This window comes from Sphingobium sp. HDIP04 (genome assembly GCF_000445085.1).
Taxonomy (GTDB): domain Bacteria; phylum Pseudomonadota; class Alphaproteobacteria; order Sphingomonadales; family Sphingomonadaceae; genus Sphingobium; species Sphingobium indicum.
In genome coordinates this window covers 87,465-108,780 of the sequence record NZ_ATDO01000142.1, presented here as the reverse complement: position 1 = coordinate 108,780, position 21,316 = coordinate 87,465, and the positions used below count along the sequence as shown (strand labels likewise).

The 21,316-nt window shown below is 53.8% G+C and carries 13 protein-coding genes and 3 pseudogenes; 9 read left to right on the top strand and 7 right to left on the bottom strand.

Going from position 1 to position 21,316, the window contains the following annotated elements; translation table 11 throughout:
• The first annotated feature begins 202 nt into the window (after positions 1–202).
• The 6 genes from L286_RS46660 (at position 203) to L286_RS48195 (ending at position 12,811) form a co-directional block, all read left to right on the top strand.
• Positions 203–4,375: a CDP-glycerol glycerophosphotransferase family protein gene (locus L286_RS46660; RefSeq protein ID WP_084498576.1), complete on the top strand. Its 4,173-nt coding sequence runs from the start codon at positions 203–205 to the stop codon at positions 4,373–4,375.
• Positions 4,376–4,432: 57 nt separating this feature from the next.
• The gene (locus L286_RS48200) at positions 4,433–6,244 is read left to right on the top strand and encodes a discoidin domain-containing protein (RefSeq protein ID WP_084498575.1); all 1,812 of its coding nucleotides are present in this window, start codon (positions 4,433–4,435) and stop codon (positions 6,242–6,244) included.
• Between the two features lie 53 nt (positions 6,245–6,297).
• Complete coding sequence (gmd, locus tag L286_RS46650) at positions 6,298–7,416, top strand: GDP-mannose 4,6-dehydratase (protein ID WP_021224095.1); 1,119 nt, start codon at positions 6,298–6,300, stop codon at positions 7,414–7,416.
• Between the two features lie 4 nt (positions 7,417–7,420).
• A complete protein-coding gene (fcl, locus tag L286_RS46645; protein ID WP_021224094.1) occupies positions 7,421–8,389 on the top strand; it encodes a GDP-L-fucose synthase in 969 nt (322 codons plus the stop codon).
• 141 nt (positions 8,390–8,530) lie between these two features.
• Positions 8,531–12,343, top strand: coding sequence for a CDP-glycerol glycerophosphotransferase family protein (locus L286_RS46640; RefSeq protein ID WP_084498574.1), 3,813 nt, complete (start codon positions 8,531–8,533; stop codon positions 12,341–12,343).
• Positions 12,344–12,811 (top strand): adenylyltransferase/cytidyltransferase family protein, encoded by a 468-nt coding sequence (locus tag L286_RS48195; protein WP_084498573.1) that lies wholly within the window; start codon positions 12,344–12,346, stop codon positions 12,809–12,811. It abuts the gene before it with no gap.
• 21 nt (positions 12,812–12,832) lie between these two features.
• On the opposite strand, the gene L286_RS46635 is transcribed toward L286_RS48195, so the two are convergent.
• Genes L286_RS46635 through L286_RS46625 form a run of 3 tightly spaced genes read right to left on the bottom strand, consistent with a single transcriptional unit; the run spans position 12,833 to position 15,422 of the window.
• The gene (locus tag L286_RS46635; protein WP_031293656.1) at positions 12,833–13,480 is read right to left on the bottom strand and encodes an ABC transporter ATP-binding protein; all 648 of its coding nucleotides are present in this window, start codon (positions 13,478–13,480) and stop codon (positions 12,833–12,835) included.
• A complete protein-coding gene (locus tag L286_RS46630) occupies positions 13,477–14,259 on the bottom strand; it encodes an ABC transporter permease (protein WP_021224091.1) in 783 nt (260 codons plus the stop codon). The genes L286_RS46635 and L286_RS46630 overlap by 4 nt, the downstream gene beginning before the upstream one ends.
• Positions 14,259–15,422 (bottom strand): capsule polysaccharide export protein, encoded by a 1,164-nt coding sequence (locus L286_RS46625; RefSeq protein WP_021224090.1) that lies wholly within the window; start codon positions 15,420–15,422, stop codon positions 14,259–14,261. The genes L286_RS46630 and L286_RS46625 overlap by 1 nt, the downstream gene beginning before the upstream one ends.
• Before the next feature lie 223 nt (positions 15,423–15,645).
• On the opposite strand from L286_RS46625, the pseudogene L286_RS49485 reads away from it, so the two are divergent.
• Positions 15,646–16,039: pseudogene (locus L286_RS49485) on the top strand (transposase); the annotation flags it as partial.
• Positions 16,040–16,082: 43 nt separating this feature from the next.
• Here L286_RS49485 and L286_RS49880 read toward each other — a convergent pair.
• Positions 16,083–16,172 (bottom strand): annotated as a pseudogene (locus L286_RS49880) (IS3 family transposase); the annotation flags it as partial.
• Between the two features lie 24 nt (positions 16,173–16,196).
• Positions 16,197–16,717, bottom strand: a pseudogene (locus L286_RS48190) (IS3 family transposase); the annotation flags it as partial.
• A 326-nt stretch (positions 16,718–17,043) separates the two neighbouring features.
• Between L286_RS48190 and L286_RS46615 the strand changes: the two are divergent.
• Positions 17,044–18,051, top strand: coding sequence for a glycosyltransferase family 2 protein (locus L286_RS46615; RefSeq protein ID WP_021224086.1), 1,008 nt, complete (start codon positions 17,044–17,046; stop codon positions 18,049–18,051).
• Between the two features lie 2 nt (positions 18,052–18,053).
• Positions 18,054–19,727, top strand: coding sequence for an ArnT family glycosyltransferase (locus tag L286_RS46610; RefSeq protein WP_021224085.1), 1,674 nt, complete (start codon positions 18,054–18,056; stop codon positions 19,725–19,727).
• On the opposite strand, the gene L286_RS48760 is transcribed toward L286_RS46610, so the two are convergent.
• Positions 19,714–20,586, bottom strand: coding sequence for a hypothetical protein (locus L286_RS48760; RefSeq protein ID WP_152522360.1), 873 nt, complete (start codon positions 20,584–20,586; stop codon positions 19,714–19,716). The two genes, L286_RS46610 and L286_RS48760, sit on opposite strands and share 14 nt — an antisense overlap.
• Positions 20,579–21,223 (bottom strand): class I SAM-dependent methyltransferase, encoded by a 645-nt coding sequence (locus L286_RS48185; protein ID WP_084498572.1) that lies wholly within the window; start codon positions 21,221–21,223, stop codon positions 20,579–20,581. The genes L286_RS48760 and L286_RS48185 overlap by 8 nt, the downstream gene beginning before the upstream one ends.
• Positions 21,224–21,316: the final 93 nt, after the last annotated feature.

Here is a 21,316-nt window from a genome sequence, read left to right as displayed (position 1 = left end):
TACGATTGTATTGATTCCGCGCTGGCGCTTCTGGGACGCAGTCCTGGCTGACACCCAACTCGCCCTTCAGCATCGGCGCCCGATAGCCTTGGCTTCCATCCTATTTTCAGGCACGGGAAGCATTTGCCGCCCATCCCAAACGGTGTATGCGTTTCGCCCTATCAGGTTCCAGGCTAGCCAACGGGTATAATTCAGGGGAAACATGAAATACGCGGTATTTCCTTCAGTTCGCGCATTTAGAAAAGTGACTGCCCCAAAAGCTGATCGCCGCATGGCGAACCTTCGCAGCGCGCTTGACCAATCAGGGCTGTTCGACGCCCATTTTTACCAAGAGCGATATCAGGTGCAGTTGCCTGAGGGCATGGATCCTCTTGATCATTACATCCGGCATGGGGCGGCCAATCGCTTCGCTCCAAACCCTTGGTTCGATTCAGGTTTCTATCTCACCAACAATCCGGATGTCGCGCAGGCGGGTTTGAACCCGTTATTCCATTTTGCACAGCATGGCTGGCAGGAATTGCGAAGCCCTTCGCCCAAGGCCTATGATTTTATCTGGCACTGGGTGATGGAAAACAGGGATAGCTCCCACCTCGAAAACCCGATGAAGCGCCACTGCGTGCAATATCAGGCTGCCCCTGAAGCGGTGACGGTGCGGACATTGGCACCCCTGACCGCAGAAGAAGGGCACCTGTTTGTGGAGGCTTGCCGCGCGGTCCTTGCCGCGCACCAACTCAATGAAAGCACGCTGAGCGTCATTGGCGAATATGCGGTGCGGAACAGCCTATGGGCTTCTGCGGAAGACGCATATCACGCGCTGATATTGCAGCGCCCGGATGCCCTGAATTACCGGATGGCGCTGGTGAACGTCGTCGAGCGGCAGGGGCGGATCTGGCAGGTCGCCGACATCCTCAGGGACGCAGCGAAGCAGTCGCCTGACAATGCAGATCTGCCGTTTCGTCTAGGCGATGCGCTTGAAAGGATGGGCCGCCATGCCGACGCCGCATCCGCTTTTGCCGAAGCCCTCGCGATCAAGGACGGATCAGCCGATTGGCATTATCGCCATGGTTATGCGCTGGAACTGGCAGGGGAAAAGGAACAGGCCAAGGCGGCATATGACGCCGCTCAAAAACGAGACAAGAAGCTCAATTCTGCCAAATTCGGGATTGGCGTATTTCACCAGAATCGCGGCTTGTACAAGGATGCCGCTGATGCCTATGCTGACACTGCGGCGCAGAAGCCTGACAATCCCGAACTCTGGTTCAAGCTGGGTTTTGCCCAGGACCGCTGCTACGAATGGGCCAAGGCGCAACACGCATATTCCGTCGCTTTATCCCAGCAATTTGATCGCCCCTATTGGCATTATAGGCTTGGCTTCGTGCTGGAACGGCAGGAAAAATGGCGGGAGGCCGCTGGCGCCTATCGTACAGGCGCAGACATGGAAGCAGAGCACCGTGCCTACTGGTATTATCGCTGCGGTTACGTGTTCGAAAAAGCTGGTGCCCATGTGGAGGCCTGCTCCGCCTATCTGCTGACCAGCAAGCCCTCGTGGGAAGCCTTCAAGGCATCAGGGCCGGCCTTTTATGTCCAGTGGCTTCCGCAGGCGCAAAACGATGCCCTGCCGGCAAACGCCAGCTTCCATCGCATCGCCGAGGGATTGACGGAGGCGGCCAATGCGTATGCCGCCGGAATTTCCCGCAAGAGCAAGGAATCGGCCATCCACAGGCGCGCCAGTCACGCTCACGCGCAAGCAAAGCTTCTGGAAATGCAGGGCCAGCTGGAACCGGCGGTTCAGGCCTACCGATTGGCGCTAGACATGAGCCCCGATCACCGGCCCGCATGGCATCGCGACCTGGGGGGATTGCTGACACGGCGCGGCAAATATGAGGAAGCCTGCGAAGCATTCCGCAATTCACGGATATTGAAGCGCCCTTACGGCGTCGATACGACAAAGTACGAATCCAACAAGGAGACTAAGGCCTTGATGGAATACTGCGAGTATCTTGAAACGCTGCCGATCCGCAAAGACGTGATATTGTACGACAGCTTCCTGGCAGGATCGATCGGGTGCAACCCCTACGCAATTTTCCGTTACATTATAGATCGGCCCGAATTCGCCGGTTGGTTGCACATATGGGCGATCAATGATCCGTCAGGAATCCCGAGGGAATATGCCGATAGGGACAACGTCATTTTCATCCCGCGTAACTGCGATGCCTATAGACGTTTCCTGGCTACTGCCGAATATCTGATAAACAACTCCACCTTCCCTCACTGGTTCATCCGCCGCGATGGTCAAAAATATCTGAACACCTGGCACGGTACGCCGTTAAAAGGTATGGGTAAGGACGTGAAGAACGAGTTCATGGCGCACGGCAATATATCCCGGAACTTCCTGCATGCGACGCACCTACTGAACCCTAACCAGCACACGAGCGATGTGTTGATCAAACGCCATGACGTTGACGGGGTATATGCTGGAAAAATCGCCGAAACGGGCTATCCTCGTATCGACCAGGTCGTCAATGCAGATGAAGGCCGGAAACAACAAGTTCTGAAAGAGTTGGGATTAACGGCCGGAAAACCGATCGTACTCTATGCACCGACGTGGCGTGGGAGGATAAGTGATCAGCAGATTGACAGTCACAGGGTTGCTGCTGATGTGTCGGCGATGGTTGGCGACGAATACCAGATCGTTTTCCGAGGACACTATTTTGCCGAATCTGCACTGTCTGGATTAGCTATTCCAGTTTCAATCGCTCGACATTCCATTGATACATGCGACCTTTTATCGGTTGTCGATGTCCTAATAACTGATTACTCTAGCATTCTGTTCGATTTTCTTCCTGCAGGTCGACCAATTATTTATTACGCATATGATCTAGAGGAATACACGACAGGACGCGGTTTCTATTTTGACATGGCAGAGCTTCCCGGAACCCTGTGCAGAGGGATAGAGGAGGTTCGCAAAGCGATTTCGCAGTCACTTGGGCAGTCCTTGAAGCACGATCCAGCATATCAACAGGCGCTTGCCCGCTTCTGCCCATTCGAGGACGGAAATGCCACCCGGCGTGCGGTAGATTTTCTGTTCTTTGGGTCAGAGGAGTCCATTATCACGCGCTACGACGACCCGCGCCAGTCGATCGTGATGTACAATGGCATGTTCCCCTCGAACGGGATCACATCATCATGCCTCAACCTTTTACCTAGCCTAGAGAGCCAGGATATTCAGGTCTCGATGCTGTTCGATCCTGCCAAGATCGAAATTGACGCGACCCGAATCGAGAAGTTTCAAACGATGCCCGCTTACGTCAAGTGCATCGCACACATAGGTAAAATGGTACTCACACCAGAGGAAATCTGGACACACCAGCGCTTTAATACAAAAGAGAGGCTGGAAAGCGAAGAGATGTGGTCGGTTTATTGGCAAGGCTACCAACGGGAATACAAACGCGTACTTGGCAACCTGAAACACGACGCCTTCGTCAATTTTGAGGGCTACAACGCAGTAACATCTGCCCTCGCCGCTGCCGCGCCCGAAGGAGTGCAAAAGACCATATACCTGCACAACGACATGATCGGGGAACGTGATGTAAGGCTTCCCTATCTGCATAAGCTTTTCCAGATTTACGACCGATATGACCATCTTGTTTCCGTCTCTCGCACGATGAACCAGGTCAATCTCGAGCGGCTCAGTCAGGAATATGACATAAGCACGCACAAATTCATCAGCTGCGATAACACTATCGATATCGCAAATATCGCCTCATTGTCTCAGGGTCCGCTGGACGACGATCTCAAACCCTGGTTCGGCGGTAACAGCACCTTCGTCTGCCTGGGACGCATGTCCCCCGAAAAGGATCACGCCAAATTGATCCGGGCATTTTCAGCCGTCGTGAAGCAACATCCCGATGCCAAACTGGTCATACTTGGGGATGGGCCGCTAAGGCAGGAACTAAGCCTTCTGATCGGCAAGCTGGGCGTCGGCAAAAGCATAAAGCTGGCTGGCCTGCGTATGAACCCTTTCCCGGCCCTGAATGCCGGCGATTGCTTTATTCTGCCATCCAATCATGAAGGACAGCCTATGGTCTTGTTGGAGGCGATGGTGCTGAACAAGCCCATTATCGCCACAGACATCGACGGCAACCGCGGCGTGCTGAGCGAGGCATATGGCGAATTGGTCGAGAATAGCGAGGAAGGATTGCTACATGGCATGCTGGCTTTCCTCGAAAGAGGCGGAAGGCCCTATTCTTTTAGCGCATCCGAGTATCAGGCTCGTGCCGTCACGAATTTTCGAAATGCCGTGCTTCCGGACACTAGCCGCAATATGAACGCTTCAACAGGTTCGGCCTCGCCCCTCGCAGAAACGACGCTTTAAATCTCTGTAGATCAATCTGCAGGTCAATTTCCGTACGTATCCCAAGGTATTATACGCATGATGCAGTCCTACAAAGTAATGAATGTATCTGAAGGAAAGACTGCAAAAATCGGCAGTGTATCAAAGTGGTCAACGTCAACAGATAATGTTGACGTTCTGAAGGATAATGGCAGAGAATTCTCTTTCCATACACCCGGAAGTGATTTCCCATATCTTGAATTAGACCTTCATGATATTCACCGTGTTGAAAATATAAGAATTTTCAATAGAAAGGGTGGATATCAATATAGATCCAGAACCGTCATCGTAGAAGCTTCTCACGATGGAAATAACTGGATTCTGCTACATAGCGGCTTGGTTTACTGGTCCGACTGTTTTGAAATCCCTTGCAGCGGGATGATTCAAGCCCGCTACATACGCTTGCGCCTGAGCGAACAGCTATCCTTTCACTTGCATCATATCGAAGTAAACGCACGCATATATTCCAAATTCCGTTCGCCCCTTTTTGTGGCGCGCAGATCAGATGGCTTAGGTGAGCGACTCAATGCGCTTATCAACGCAATAAGACTGAGTAATATTTTCCAGACACCGTTCCGATTTTCGTGGAGCAATAGTCTCGTTGATAATGATTTTCATGCGATCATGCCAGTTGATCGTATGTTCTCGCCAGATTTCATATCGAAATATCACATTCCCCTGGATCAGACTAGGGGTGCATGGGAATTTGATAAATCGAAACACGAGCTATCGGCAGTTGAATGGACATTGTGCACCCAAGGAGGAGTGAACGCGCCCCGCACAGCCCTCTCTGATCACATCTCCAACGCGCCCGATGTCCTGCGCAATACCAGCCCATCCGAGGCATTCAAAAAAATCGAATTTTCACAGGAAATCAATGAGGCAATTGATCTCGCCAAGACGACTCGTATCCCAGAAAAATCCGTCGCCGTCCACTTGAGAAGCGGAGACGTTTTTTACTCGGATTATAGAAAATATCTTCATTATACATATAAGGGACTAACCATCCCTATCGCAAAGGCAATGATCCGCAAGTTCGTCGCTGACGGGTACAGCGTTTATCTTTTTGGCCAGGACGAAGAACAGATTGAATATCTTGCCGAAGTAGGCCCTGCCATCAACTCGAACAAACTCAATGCCGAAAAGATCGCCAAAATGGAGCGGCATCAGAAGGCCATGTACGATCTTGTTCTTCTGTCGAGGTTCGGTAAGATTCTCGGAGGGTCGAGCGGCTTTGCACGACAGGCTTCTTGGATAGGCGGCGGCAGCATCGTGTCACCCCACGAACTGTTCAATGCGAAAGAACAACACGAAATATCCATAAAGGACCTCGAGGAAAACGCTTATATATATAATAAACTTCAAACATCATTTGGATATTGGTATTCTTATTTTTATGGGAGGCATAATCGTGATCTAAGCGCATCTATCGATGCAATGAAGAATGCCATTCATTTCGATCCGGACAATGAACTATATCATATCGTTTTGTCTTGCCTCCTCGTGATGAATAATGAATTTTCAGGCAGCACCGATTTTCTGGAACGTTTGTTCCTTGATCGGTACGCAAGTGGCTCCCTGAGCGAGATTTTCCGCATTTTTACCGCGAAAACCCTTAGCGCTTACAATCTCCTTGAGTATTTTCCACATGTCGAACGTGCAGCATTATCGGGTAGCTGGCCACATTCTGCACTTATGGCAGAACTCTCCTTCTCCAAGGACGACAAGGCCAGCGCCGCATCACACATAGACCGCTGCAAGTCAGGCATGCCGAGCCATGAAGGGCCCTGCCTTTATTCTGAAGTCCTGTCCTATCTTGAAAGCAGGCTTCAGCACGCCGCTGCTCGATGATCCTTAAAAATGAAACTGAATCTTCTATTTAATCATCAAAGGACGCTTGAACAATGAAGCGCGCTATTATTACCGGAATCACCGGACAAGACGGATCATATCTGGCAGAATTCCTTCTAGAAAAGGGATATGAGGTTCACGGGATCAAGCGTCGCGCGTCTTCGTTCAACACGCAGCGGATTGACCATATCTATCAGGATCCACACCACGATAATGCTCGGTTCAAGCTTCACTATGGCGATCTGACAGACAGTTCGAACCTGACACGGATTCTTGCCGAGGTTCGTCCGGACGAAGTGTACAACCTTGGCGCCCAGAGCCATGTCGCTGTCAGCTTCGAAGCTCCCGAATATACCGCCGATGTGGACGCGATTGGCACATTGCGCCTACTGGAAGCCATCCGTTTCCTCGGTCTGGAGAAGACGACACGTTTCTACCAGGCATCAACCTCGGAACTCTACGGCCTCGTCCAGGAAATCCCCCAGCGCGAGACAACCCCCTTCTACCCGCGAAGCCCCTACGCAGTTGCGAAGCTCTACGCCTATTGGATCACCGTCAATTATCGGGAAGCCTATGGCATTTATGCCTGCAACGGAATCCTGTTCAATCATGAAAGCCCCCGCCGAGGCGAGACCTTCGTGACGCGGAAGATCACCCGAGGTCTCGCAAATATCGCGCAGGGCATTGAGCCTTGCTTGTTCATGGGCAATATCGACAGCCTGCGAGATTGGGGCCACGCCAAGGACTATGTCCGGATGCAATGGATGATGCTGCAGCAGGAAGCGGCTGAAGATTTCGTCATCGCAACCGGCCTGCAATATTCCGTGCGAGAATTCATCACATGGTCAGCGGCAGAGCTGGGGGTTGAACTCGCTTTTTCCGGCGAGGGCGTGGAGGAGGTTGGCACAGTAGTGTCCGTGACCGGCGACAAGGCCCCTGCTCTAAAAGCGGGAGACGTGATCGTGCGGATCGATCCTCGCTATTTTCGCCCTTCAGAGGTGGAGACGCTGCTGGGTGATCCTGGCAGGGCCAAGGAAAGGCTTGGTTGGGAACCGGAAATCACCGTCCAAAAGATGTGCGCCGAAATGGTGGCAGAGGACCTGAAAGTGGCCCAGCGTCATGCGCTGCTTAAATTGCATGGCCATCATGTGCCGGTAAGCCTGGAGAACTAAGCGCATGAAAATCTATGTCGCAGGCCATCGTGGCATGGTTGGCAGCGCCATTCTACGCAACCTTCAGGCACGGAAGGAAGCGGGGGAAGCGCTGGATCTGATCGTGCGTACTCACAGCGAACTTGACCTGGCCAATCAACAAGCCGTTCGAGACTTCATGCAGACAGAACGTCCGGATGTTGTCATCCTCGCCGCAGCCAAGGTGGGGGGCATTCATGCGAACAACACCTATCCGGCCGAGTTCATTTACGAAAACCTGATGATCGAGTGCAACGTGATCCATCAGGCCTTTGCCGCCGGCACCAAAAAGCTGCTGCTGCTCGGATCTTCGTGCATCTATCCCAAAGAAGCACCCCAGCCAATGCGAGAGGACGCTCTTCTGACAGGCACACTTGAGCCGACAAATGAACCATATGCCGTCGCCAAGATCGCAGGGATCAAGTTATGCGAGAGCTACAACCGGCAATATGGGGTTGATTACCGCTCAGTGATGCCCACGAATCTGTACGGTCCAGGTGACAATTTTCATCCGGAAAACTCCCATGTCTTGCCAGCGCTGATCCGCCGGTTTCACGAGGCTGTCCAGTCGGGTGCTCAGGCGGTGACGATCTGGGGATCCGGAAAGCCTATGCGGGAATTTCTGCATGTCGACGATATGGCGGAAGCCTCACTTTTCGTCCTCAACCTGCCGAAAGATATTTACCAAGCAAATAGCGAGGCCATGTTGAGCCATATCAATGTGGGATCAGGGATCGACATCTCGATCTTGGAACTTGCGGAAAAGATCGCTTGCATAACAGGCTTCAAGGGGCGGATCGAAACAGATCCAACTAAGCCTGACGGTACGATGCGAAAATTAATGGAGGTATCCCGCCTCGCGAACATGGGGTGGAGGGCACGAATTAACCTGGAGGAGGGATTAACTCATACATACTGCTGGTTCCTCGAACATGAGGCCGATTTTCGAACCTGAGAGCAAATTAATGCGATAGCGGCTTGCCAAACCGATCAAAATCCATTTGTTACAATTGCATGACATGCCTGTGATGAGCTATCACCTTTCCTGAATGACGGCAAATGCCTCTGGGGGAGGTCCAAGCGAGCAAGCAGGGAAATGATGCGAAGTAGCCGCAAGAGAGTTGCAACAGGTTTACGCAAGGTCAAATCGGCTGTCGCCGGCTTCATTCGGCATCAGCATCGCATCTACTCCGCGATCTCTGCATCTGGATTGTTCGACGTCGATTATTATCTGACGCAGTATCCCGACGTTGCCGAGGTCGATCCAATACGCCATTATATCGATCATGGCGCAGCGGAGCTTCGGGACCCTTCCGCGCATTTCCACACCCTCTTCTACACTGAGGCCTACCCTGACGTCGCTACGTCAGGGATGAACCCCTTGGCCCATTACATCAAGGTAGGGAAAACCGAGGGGCGATGGACCTCCCATAAGCGCGCCGTTCAAGGAAGCGGCTTATTCGACCCTTCTTATTATCTTGAGAATAATTCGGATGTTGGCTCATCTGGGCTCTCGCCCATTGACCATTACACAACCCATGGTTGGCGCCAGTGGCGCAATCCCAGCGCTGCATTCGACCTGATCTGGTATGCGCAAGTCTACCTGGGCAGCAATTGGACCATCGACCCTCTGTTCCATTATGTCGCCATCGGCACACAAAAGGGACATCTGACGCGTCCCGCCCTCCCAATCTCCTTCCGCCCTTCAACAAGCTATCGCGAGCGGCCCGACAAGCCCAAGCGCATCTGCTTATTCGCCGGCTATGATCCAGACGGGCTGATCGACCCGGTCGTCGTCGAATATATTGCCGATTTGGCGCAGTACGCGGATGTCTATTATCTGGCGGACTGCCATATCGCACCCCAAGAACTGGCAAAGCTGGAAAATCTGACGAAGGGCGCATGGGCGAAGCGGCACGGATGCCATGACTTCGGCTCCTGGTCGATGCTCGCCCAGCAGCTTGTCGGGTGGGACCGTATCGACAGCTACGACGAACTGATCCTGGTTAATGACAGCTGCTTCCTCATGCGCCCGCTACAGGATGTCTTCGTGGAAATGGACGGCCGCGATTGCGACTGGTGGGGCTTGCAGGCAACCAAGGGCATCGCGACGACGTTCGCCACGCAGGCGCTTCCAGAGGCAATCGATCTCGACACCATAAAGAGCGATTGGCTGGGGCGCTTCGAGCAACAGCCAATCTATGATTTCCTGGTCGGTTCCTATTTTCTGGTGCTGCGGAAGCCAGCCTTTTCCAACCAGTGCGTCCGCGACGCCTTGAATGGCGTTGTCCAGGAGAGCGAGAAGCTGCATGTTATACGGAAGTATGAAATCGGCCTGACCCGCCTGCTCATTTCGCAGGGACATGATTTCGATACCTTCATCAGGAAGGTTTATCCGCATCAGCCCGTCTTCACGGAAACGAGCTTCTCCCTCATTGGCCAGGGGTTCCCGCTTCTCAAAAAATATCATCTTGTGGAAAATCACTATCAGTTGGCGAACCTGGGCGACTGGAAAGACAGGGTTCGAGCAGCTGGCATCTCCAAGTGCCTATCGGTTTACGAAAAAAATCTTCGGAGGACCGGAGACAATTCGAAGATATATATAAATCAAGATTTCGAATTATTGGATATAAACCCGCCACTTTCGGATGATGAATTAATAGAATTAGACAGAGAAACTCCTAAATATGATGATTGGTGGGTATTTACGGTATGCGCATATAATCATTTGTTTGGAGACAATGTCAGAGCCTTATTTGAAGAAGTTAAGAGTGACCCTGATATAAAAAAAATTATCCTAACGCGTTCAAAGCTGGTCAATGTCGACGGTGCCAACGTCGTTGTTTTGCCGCTTAACAGCCGGGAAGGACAATTCTACCTCCTGCGTGCTCGCCATATATTTTTGAAGCATGGGGTTGAATCGAATCTGGGGGTTCGCCTGTCGCCTGAGTTGCATTGCTTTCATAATCTCTGGCACGGAATTCCGCTCAAACGGATTGGTTATGCGTCATTGGATAACCAGCACCGGCTCAAGACCATAGCGGAACAGAATAAGCTTCTCACGTCCGTAATCGCGGCCTCTCAAATAGACCGGAACGCCATGGCTGCCGCCTATTGGCCACTTACCATTAATGATATCTGGGTCACCGGGCTACCGCGTCATGATTTTATCCTGAAGCCAGAGAGCCTTTTACCTAATGACCTGAAGGAACAGCTGTCCCAGCTCCGCCTTCTGTTGAATGGCAGGAAGCTGATTCTTTTTGCGCCGACATTCCGTCACGATCAACAGGATGGATATTACGCCTTCTCTCCTGAGGAGCAGAACGCCCTGACCTCATTGCTCAAGCGCAACGGCTATGTGATGGGCATACGCGAACATATGGCCGATCGCGCGCGCCAATATACAAGTCGCTTTTATGGAGAGGATTTTCTGGCCCTCCCCGAGGCCCTGTTTCCTTCCGTGGAGGTCATTCTGCGGGAGGCTGCCGTCGTTGCGACGGATTATTCCAGCATTTTTATAGATTTCCTTCTGACTGGAAGGCCTGTGGTCAGCTTCGCCTATGATTATGATCGCTATGCAAATAGCGAGAGGGGCCTTTTCTACGATCTCGAATGGTCCTTCCCGGGGAAGGTCGCCAGGACATTTGATGAACTATATTCGGCTTTAGAAAGCGCCATGAACGGTATGGGCGATTCAGATATCGCCATGTACAATCATAAGAGGCGCTTGTTCATTGATTATTATGATGATCAGAATTCTAGCCGGGTCATAGAGAGAGTTATATCTACTAATAAAGGCAGTTCAAATATCTTGGATATCAATGGTGCCTGCCGTCATTCTGCAATTCAGGACAATATATTGTGGGTGTTTGATCGGGAGCACGATGCTTCAGCGCGCTACCGTATATTCAATCTGGCATCCGAATTGGACAATATGGGATGGGATAGCCAGATCATTGCCGGCGATAGCCTGTCGATCGACCATGCAGCACAGGCAGACGTCCTGATATTCTGTGGCGCTACTATTACCGATCAGATGCTGGACCTAGCCGAAGCTTTTCGGCGATCCGGCAAGAAGGTCGTCGTCGATATTGCTGACGTTTCAGTCGATGGCGAACTACTGAAACAGGCAGCATTCTACAAAATGAATCCTGAGCGACAGCCAGCAATGCGGCTGCAATCGGCAAATCTCAGGAAACTCATCGAATCTGCAACCCACCTTACCGCCGCGACACCGGGCTTGGCCGACCTGCTGGAGAGAAAGGGCCACCAGGCAACCTATGTCCCTTATTCGCTGAGCGCTGCCACCATCGCTCGCTATTCGAAGGGCAAGCCGAAGTGCCGGAACGACATTATCCGCATCTGCTATCTTGCAGATGATGCGAATCACAGCTCCAGCCTTCAAGCGCTGCGCGTGATTGCAGGCGGGATCCGTTCAGAGATCGAGGACGTGGAATTCCACATTGTTGGCCTGCCTTACGAGGCATCAGGATGGGAGGCTTTGCCGGAAGGCTGGGTCTACCACCCTCATCTAAGCCATGACGCGTTTCACGAGTTGCTCGAGGAAATGGACATCTGCCTCGCACCTCACGCGGCAGGCGCACTTCACCAAGGCGAGCTTGGATTTTTTGAGGCTGGATTGCATTCGGTTCCAACCATCACCTCACCCCCCCCGGCGTCGGGCACAACCCTCATGCACGATGGCAATAATATCCTGGTTGCGCGAACACCAGATGAATGGACGCACGCTGCCCTGAAACTCGCAAAAGATGCCCGCTTCCGGGAGCATATAGGATCGGTGGCTCGCGATACGGCGATTAATAATTTTTCATCTTATGATATAGCTGAAATATTTCAAAAAAATGTTCTTAACAGTGATAAAATCATGCAAATCAAAAAGGGATCCTAAATGGTAACAGTTATTACATATGGGACATTTGATCTTTTTCATTTTGGTCATGTCCGCCTGTTGAAGCGTTTGCAGAGCTTAGGAGATCGTCTCGTCATCGGATGTTCAACTGACGAGTTCAATAATTTGAAAGGGAAGAAAACGGTTGTACCCTATGCACATCGGCGAGAGATTCTTCTGTCGTGCCGGTACGTCTCTGATGTATTTCCTGAAGACAACTGGGAACAGAAAAGGGAAGATATAATAAGGGAAAAGGCCGATATATTTGGAATGGGCCATGATTGGACAGGGAAATTCGACGATCTGTCTGACTTGGTAAAGGTGGTATATCTTCCAAGAACCGAAGGCATCTCCACGACCGAGATAAAGGATTTTATGCGCGGTGCTCAGGCGTCCACTTCACTCATCAGCGCTGGATCAGACGAACAGATTGATCGGATTGCAGTTGCCGGTCATCGCTCAGCCTGACCGGTGGGATACCCTTGTAACTCACAAGGCCGCGTAAATCTGGAGCGCTTCCTTGACATCCTCATGAACTGTCGCCGTACCATCCTGAAGGATGATGGCGCGGTTACAGTAGCGCTCGATAAAATCCGCGCTGTGCGATGCGAGAAGCAGTGCCCGATCCTGCCGTTTTTCAAAGAACTCGGCCTGACACTTAAGTTGGAAGTTGCGGTCACCGACCATGATAACTTCGTCGATCAGGTAGCATTCGAACTCAATTGCCAATGTAAGCGCGAATGCCAGTCGGGCACGCATACCTGACGAATAGGTTTTGACCGGCATGCGCAGCTGGCTACCCAGTTCGGTAAATTCCTCGATGAAATCGCGCATCTCATCATAAGGCTTGTTATAGATGCGCGCGATGAAGCGGGCATTGTCATAGCCCGTCATGCTGCCCTGAAATCCACCATTGAACCCTAATGGCCAGGAACAGCGCATCGACCGAATAACCTTGCCTGAGGTCGGCATTTCCACCCCGCCGATGAGCTTGATCAGGGTCGTTTTGCCTGCCCCGTTCCGCCCCAGAAGGCCGATCCGGTCCTTTGGATTGATGGTGAAGTTCACGCCTTGAAGGACGGTCTTGATTCTATGACCGCTCCGATACCGTTTGTGAACGTCCTGACAGATTATCATCCAATCACCAGCGTTCGCCGTATTCGACGGCACATGAGAAGACCGATAGCAAGGAAACATACCGAAACGGTAATCGCTTTGGATATGTCGTAATAAGGCTGCATTGCAGAGCCAAAAATGCCGTACCGCATAAGCTCCATCCCGCTCACCATAGGCGACCACATGAGGAACGAACGCGCCTCAGGCGCAAGCCAGGACACAAGATTGAATGTACCCGAAAAAGGTATAGCGATGTAGGTGGTAACCGGGATCAGCTTTTCGACGAGCTCGGAAACCTCGGACAAGGGAGCGATCACGGTACAGATCGATAATACGAACAGGACATAGATACCCCAACCCGCCAGCAGATACCCCAAGTCGTGCGGCATCGGAAATAGTTCAAAATATCCCAAAATGACCGCAATGAAGACGAAGGCCATCATCGAACCGATCATCTCGATCAGTACACGAACGAAAATGAAATCGAGGATCTTTACTTGGCGATGATAGAGAAGTGCGCCGTTGGCGACGAAGATATTCGCCGATTTGCTCACTCCATGGCGGAAGAATGTCAATGGAACATAGCCGCTGACCACAAAGGCAACCACGCTAATACCATGCATTTCGGTACCCTTCATGAGGGTCCAAACAAGGCCTACCAGTCCAGCAAACATGAGCGGCTCTGCCATGAGCCACAGAAAGCCGATATTCTCGCGACCAAAGCGCGTGGTGAGTTCGCGGATCATCAGCGCCTTCACCACCAGCATCTGGATGCGCAAGCCGTCTTTCAAGCGTTTCATCAGTCTTCCGGCGCGTGCTCTAGAATACCAACCACCAGCATCCATCCAATCAGATAGAGGCACAGGCTTGCAAAAATGACAGTCAAAATTTCCTTGAGCCGCGCTGGCAGAAGCGCATCGTCAGGCTTGTTTGGCTGAACAACCCGCTCCAGATAATAGTGCTGCTTTAAAGCATCCGCGCGGGCTTGTTCAAGCGAAGCATTGGCGGCTGTCAGCATTTGGGTGGAAAATTCCTGTTCAACCACCAGATTTTCATATCCGCTCAACTTTGAAGCGATGCCTGTCGGGGTACCTACAGCGCGGCCCGTCTGAGAGGCGATTTGCTCAGAGAGAGCGGCGATGCGCTGGCGCAGGGCTGGAATGGAGGGGTGGCCTGGCGTGACCCGCTGAACTTCAGCAAGCTGCGCGCGAAGAGCAGCCTCTTGTGCGATCAAATGGTTGGAAACCTCCAGCACGCCCATGCCCTGTTGCTTGGGGTCGAGCAGTTCGGATTTATTCCTGTATTGGCTCAAGTCAGCGCGCGCTTTCCGCACCCGGGCTTCCGCCGCTGCAACGCGATCTGCCGCCTCCTGGATCGTCTTGGTACTGGCTCGCTCGTTCAAACGATTAACGAGTCCCTCACTCAACTGCAGCAGGTTTTCATTCAAAACCTGGGCTTGGGCTGGATCATAGGCGTTAACCTTCAGTACGGCCATACCGGTCTCATGATCGAGACGGGTATCCATCATGGACCCGTAATAATCATAAAGATGTTCAAAGTTATCTTTATCAAAAATCTTTGGAAATCGGCTGATCGGGTCAGCCGCAGAGGACATGAAAATCCCGCGGACATCGACGCGTTTGCTCAGGTCGCGCAACGCATCGCGCGAACGGAGATAATCCATGATCTCCTTGGTCTGCTCCTGGCCAGCAGATAGCCCGGTGGTCTGTATCAGACCGGCGAGCGAGGAGATCGAGCCTTGCTTGCGATCAGGCGACTTGATGATGAAGCGAGACTCCGAGACATACACGTCCGAAGCGATCAATCCGAAATAGATCGTCGCCAGCAGGGACGGAACAATCACGAACAAGCAGAATCCGCGCCAATGCTTCAGGCGTTCAATGATCTTTTTTGGCCGCTTTGCTTCGTCAGCCTGGAGCTGGAGCTGAGTATCGTGGTGCATATCCAAACGCTAATTTCCTCCGGCCAGAGAGACCGATTGCGGCATTAAGCTCTTACTAGTCTCCGGACAAGAGCAGACTGCCGCCACGCTAAAGAGTGAGGTGGTGCGACTTTCGGAAGGTGTTAAGCTCACCCCGTGACGTTTGACCTGCACCCGCAATCCTGGACCGTTTGGAGCTGGAAAATTCCAGTTATGATCGGAGGGTCAGGATACGGAGTGAACGATGAAGAGGACGAAGTTTTCGGAGGCGCAGATCGCCTTCGTGCTGAAGCAGGCTGAGGACGGGACGTCGGTCGGCGAGGTGTGCCGCAAGGCCGGGATCAGCGAGGCGACCTACTACAATTGGCGCAAAAATACGCGGGGCTGATGCCGTCGGAGATGAAGCGGCTGCGCCAGCTCGAGGAGGAGAACGCCAAGCTCAAGCGTCTGGTGACGGACCTCAGCCTGGACAAGGCGATGCTGCAGGATGTGGTCTCGCGAAAGCTTTGAGGCCTGATCAGCGGTGCCAACTGGTCGATGACGTTCGCGGCACCTGGCAGGTCAGTATCCGGTGGGCCTGCGCTGTGCTCCGGGCGGAACGATCGAGCTACCACTATCGTGGCAAGGGCGCTGATCAGACCGACTGGACTTGTAACGGTTTTGTGCCGGCCACCTATCTCATTATGCCACCTTGGCCTCAAAGGCGAGTGGGCTGATGCCGCCCAGATATGAATGGCGACGCCGGGAATTGTAGAAGCCGTTGATGTACTGGAAGATGGCAGCTGTGCCTGCGGGTCGGACCGACTTGATCCCGTTGATCCGCATCAGCCGCCCTACGCGACGCTCGCCGACATTGATCCCTGCGTCCTTCAACTCCATCGTCATCCTCGGACGACCATAGCTGCCGAGGCTCAGGCTATATTGCTCCCTGATATGGGCGAGAACCTTCATATCCGTGCGCTCCCGGCGACTGATCGGGCGTGAGCGCCAGGACCGATAGCCGCGCTCGCTGACCTGCAAGACACGGCACATCAACTCCACCGGCCAACGATGCCGCCAACTGTGCACAAAGGCGAGCCTCACGGCCTTTGGCTCGCGAAGAACTGGGTGGCCTTTTTTAGGACTTCCCTCCCCTCCCGAAGCACGCGGTTCTCAAGGCGAAGCCGTTCATTCTCTCGTGCCAGATCTGCCTGCGGCGCTGCCACCAAGTCAGACGGACGATAATGCGAAACCCATTAGTTCAGCGTCGACTTGCCAATCCCCAAATCCGACGCGACCCGCTCGCGCGGCAACCCGCTGGTCAGCGCAACGCGCACCGCCTCCTGCTTGACTCTTCACTATGCTTGATCATCTCGTCGGTCTCCTTGAAAGAGCCTTGAACTCTCAGGTGACCGGCGCAAAACCGTTACAAGTCCAACCCAGGGCACTATGCTATCCGTGAACTCGTCCTCGCCGATGAAGCATCGACCAGTCCTTCGATTCGACCTTCCCCCGCGCTAGGCAGCGTTGCCGGTCTGCCTTGCCCCGGCATTTGCTCAGCCGGGTTTTGAGGTTGAGCTGATAATGTTCATAGTTTACGCTTCCTCAGAACGGCTCGTGCGAAACCCCGGACGGGGCGGGCTATTCTGCTCGGGGGGCGAGCGTGACAAAGCTGATCATTCAGATTCCATGTTTCAACGAGGCGGAAGATTTGCCTCAGACGCTTGCTGCGCTACCTCGCCAGCTTCCAGGTATCGATACGATCGAAATCCTGGTGATTGACGACGGCAGCGTCGACAATACCGCGCAGGTTGCAAGCAGATGCGGGGTCCATCATATTGTGCGCCATCGCACGAACCGAGGGCTGGCTGATGCTTTCCGGTCCGGTATTGATGCCTCATTGCGCGCCGGCGCGGACATCATCGTCAACACTGACGCAGACGGCCAATATGCTGGTCAAGACATCGAAAAGATCGTCATGCCGGTTCTGGCCGGCGAGGCGGATATCGTGATCGGGGATCGCGGGGTCGCGAACAATGCTCATTTCGGTCTTATCAAGCGCCATCTGCAGCAACTGGGCAGCGCGATGGTTCAGCGCCTATCAAACACGCACATCAACGACGCGGTGAGCGGCTTTCGCGCGATCAGCCGAGAAGCGGCGACACGCATCAATATCACGACGGAGTTCAGCTATACGACGGACATGCTGATCCAGGCTGGCCGCAAACGGTTGGCGATCCGCAGCGTGCCCATCAGCACAAACGCGACGCTGCGGCCATCCCGGCTGTTCAAGTCAATTCCGCGTTTCATCCTGAATACCGGCATCACCATGGCGCGGGCATACACAACCTACAATCCGCTGCGGGTTTTTGTGGGAACAGGCGCGCTGATCATCCTGATAGGGATGATGCCGATCGTAAGATTCTTGTTCTTCTATCTGTCCGGCGATGGACAGGGTCATGTGCAATCGTTGGTACTGGGCGGTGCATTGCTGGTGCTTGGTGCGCTCATTGCTGTCATGGGCATATTGGCCGATCTGATCGCCGCCAACCGCAAGCTGATCGAAGCCAATCTGGTTCATCTGCGCCGGATAGAAGATCGGTTGGTTTTGATACAGGATGCGCAGCCTGCGGAGGAGCAGGCGCCCCTTACTGGGCGTCGGATCGCCTGACCATGGATATCGCCATCGAACAATCCCCACCGCTTGCGACGGGGCGCACCACATCCGAAGGCAAGGCGCTCAGATGGGTCGTCGCGGCCCTGCTGGCGACTCTGGCCCTGCAACTACCTTTGGTGCTCAACCGGGCAATCAACTGGGATGAATTCTATCACTACAGTCAAGTCGTCAAATTGGCGAACGGCACACTGACCGAGCCACTCCAAACCCTGTACACAAGGGCCTTTGTCTGGGTGCCCGGATTACCAGGGCTGGGCGTTGAACACATCATCATCATCCGTTTATTCATGCTGGCCTGCGAACTGACTACGCTGGCTTGCATCGCAGGGATGGCGACGCGTTTCACCGACCGGACGACGGGACTGCTCTGCGCCCTCGCCTACCTGAGCGCCAGTTTCATTTTTCGGCATGGCACCTCATTTCGCTTCGATCCACCCGCGACGGCGCTGCTGATGACGTCTGCGTGGTTATTGCTCCGCTGGGGGCTGCGCCCGCCCACCATGCTGGCTGCCGCCTTGTTGGCCGGGACATCGACCGTACTTACCGTGAAGACGATGCTGTACGCACCGGTGTTCGTCGGCATCGCCTGGCTACTGTGGACAGAAGGCGGACGGCAGCGCGAGGATCTTGTGCGGCTCGTTGTACTGGCTTTCGGCGTGATGTCGTTCGCGGCGCTTATTTACGCTTTGCACGCCGGAACGTTGGGTGAAGAAAGCGGTGACGAGGCCCGCAATCTTGTTTCGCGCGCGGGCAGCAGCATGTTCACGCTGGGCAATCCGCTCTATCGCTGGTTCATTTTCGTTTTCGCCATCACCTCCCCCCTCCTTGCCATCGCGACACTCGCCGCACCTGCCGTGATTTGGCGCGAAAGCGGCAGCAATGCGCACAAGATAGCGCTGACGGGCATGTGGCTACCGCTTACCACGCTGCTGTTTTATCAGAACACGGCACCCTATTATTATGTTTTCATGATGGCTCCCGTGGCGGTGGCAGCAAGTCCAGCGATCGCGGTCGCGCAGCGCCGATATGGAGCACGCTTCATCGCTGGAGTAATGCTACTATGTGCTAGTGCAGTGCTCGTCATCGAACCGGAGAATACGACAGAGCGTCAGCGCCAGATACAGCGGGAGGCAGAGCGGCTTTTCCCCAAAGGGGTTTCCTATTTTGACGCCTGCGCGATGCTGGGCACCTTTCCGAAGGTGAACATCTTCATGACGCCATGGGGCATTCAGCATTATCTAACGGGTAATCTGCCAAGCATGGTTGAAGCGATGAAGCGTGAACCCGTGCCACTGCTGGTCAAGAATGACTGGATGTTCGACGATGCGCTCCGCACCAAGAATAAGGTCGGCGTTCTGCTGCCGCAGGACCTCGCCGCGATCCGAGATACCTATGTTCCGTTCTGGGGTCCATTTTGGATAGCGGGTAAGATTGTGACGACTGGCAACCGCCCCGTGAAATGGAATGTGAGGGTGCCGGGAGCGTATACGGTTCGCGACGGTGCAATGATCATTGAGGGCCGTCGCTTCGCCAAGGATGAAGTCATAACCTTAAACCGGGGAACATATATTTTGTCTGCCGAGGAAGAAAGTGCGCGGCTGCTATGGGGTAACAGGCTTGCTAAGCCAGTCTCCAACCCGCCTAAAGAACCCTACTTCATGCCGTTCTGAACGGCTTTCCCGTTGTTTTCGAACGCGTGACCGCCATGGTGCCAAGCCCATAGGTCAGATCGCCTCCAAGGGAAGCGACCCGCAAGGCAAGAACTGCGGCAAGCAGGCTTGTCGCAGACATCCCGTCACCAGCCAGTGCCAACAAAGCTGCCTCTCGAACGCCCAGTCCTCCTGGCGCAACCGGGATGACGAAGCCGGCAAGCCAAGCCAGCATAAACAGGGCGGCGAATTGGCCGAGCCCCGTCCCACTGGGCAGGATAGACGCCCCGACCAGCACGGCTGCCAACGCGAACAGTCCAAAGGCCGCAATCTGGAGGGCAAGGGCAATAAGCAATGGGCGGCGCGTCACCGTTGCTCCTGCAATCAGGATGACCGCGCCTGCACCAGCCATAAAGGGCATGCGATTGGTGAGCAGGCACAGAGCCGCGACGGTGAGGCTTCCAACAACATGCAGTCCGACCTCCGTGACAGTCGAACGAACAAGCTGGCCATGAGCAAGGCCGACTTGGCGCCCTCCAGCATGGCGGCTTACATATTGGAATATTGAACCAGGAAGATATTTCATGAGAATACCGCGGGCGTAGGCGCGGACCAGATCCCGCCTCGGCACCAAGGCAATGGGATCGCTAGTCGCAACCCAAGCTCTAGCCAGCGCATGGTCGGCTGCAGCAAAAGATGCACAGGCCCCTGCTAAACCAATGGCGAACGGCCAGGAGGTATGGTCCTGCAGGCTCGACCATTGCAGGTGCCAGAGCCGATCACCGATAAACCCGAGACTGGCAACCAGCACTGCGCCGCCTGCCCAGCGGCTTGCCCTGCCAAGGATGGACGCGCCAGGTACATCCCCTGCTTCAGACATGGAGGATGCTGGTAAAATCAGGATATGGCACACAGTAGGAACGACCGAAATGTCGCTCTTCCTTCAAGCCGCAGTTCCGGATGGCTGCGCGGTAGCGGCGGCGGCCAGAATCGTCGAAGAGGACGAGACCGTCCTTTCTTAAATGCGGCAGTGCGCGTGCCAAGCATTCGACACGGCGGCGGCCATCAATGACGATCAGGTCGAATTCACCGCCGGCTTCGTCAATCGCCCCAATATAGGCGTCGCCTGCCAGTTCCTTGCCCCAAAGCTGCGCGTTACCAAGCCGTTCTATTATGGGAGAGATCAGTTTTTGCCATTCGGCATGATGTTCGACGGAAGTCACAGTGGCCGCACGACGTGCCAGCCATGCAGTGCTTGCTCCCGCGCCATATTCAAATACCCGTGCCTTGGCACGCCCAGCGAGGAATGCTTCTACTTCCCGGGTGGCCTGAACATTCCACCAAGGGAGGTCGAGCGCGACCATGCGTTTCACATCATGAATGGCGAGCAGGGATGCGGCCCAACGATGCCAGCGATACGGATCCCTGTCGCGCGCCTCATGTAGAAGCTTTTCCAACGGTCCAAGTCTGGCGCAAACGTGCATGACATGGGAATAGGAACGCTTGACCAGCTGCATATCTTTTCTCTCTAACCGTTCGGCAAGGACATGTTAACCAAAAGCTCCTGCTTAAAGGTTAAGGAGTCGATTTGCAGGTTACAGCATAGGCTG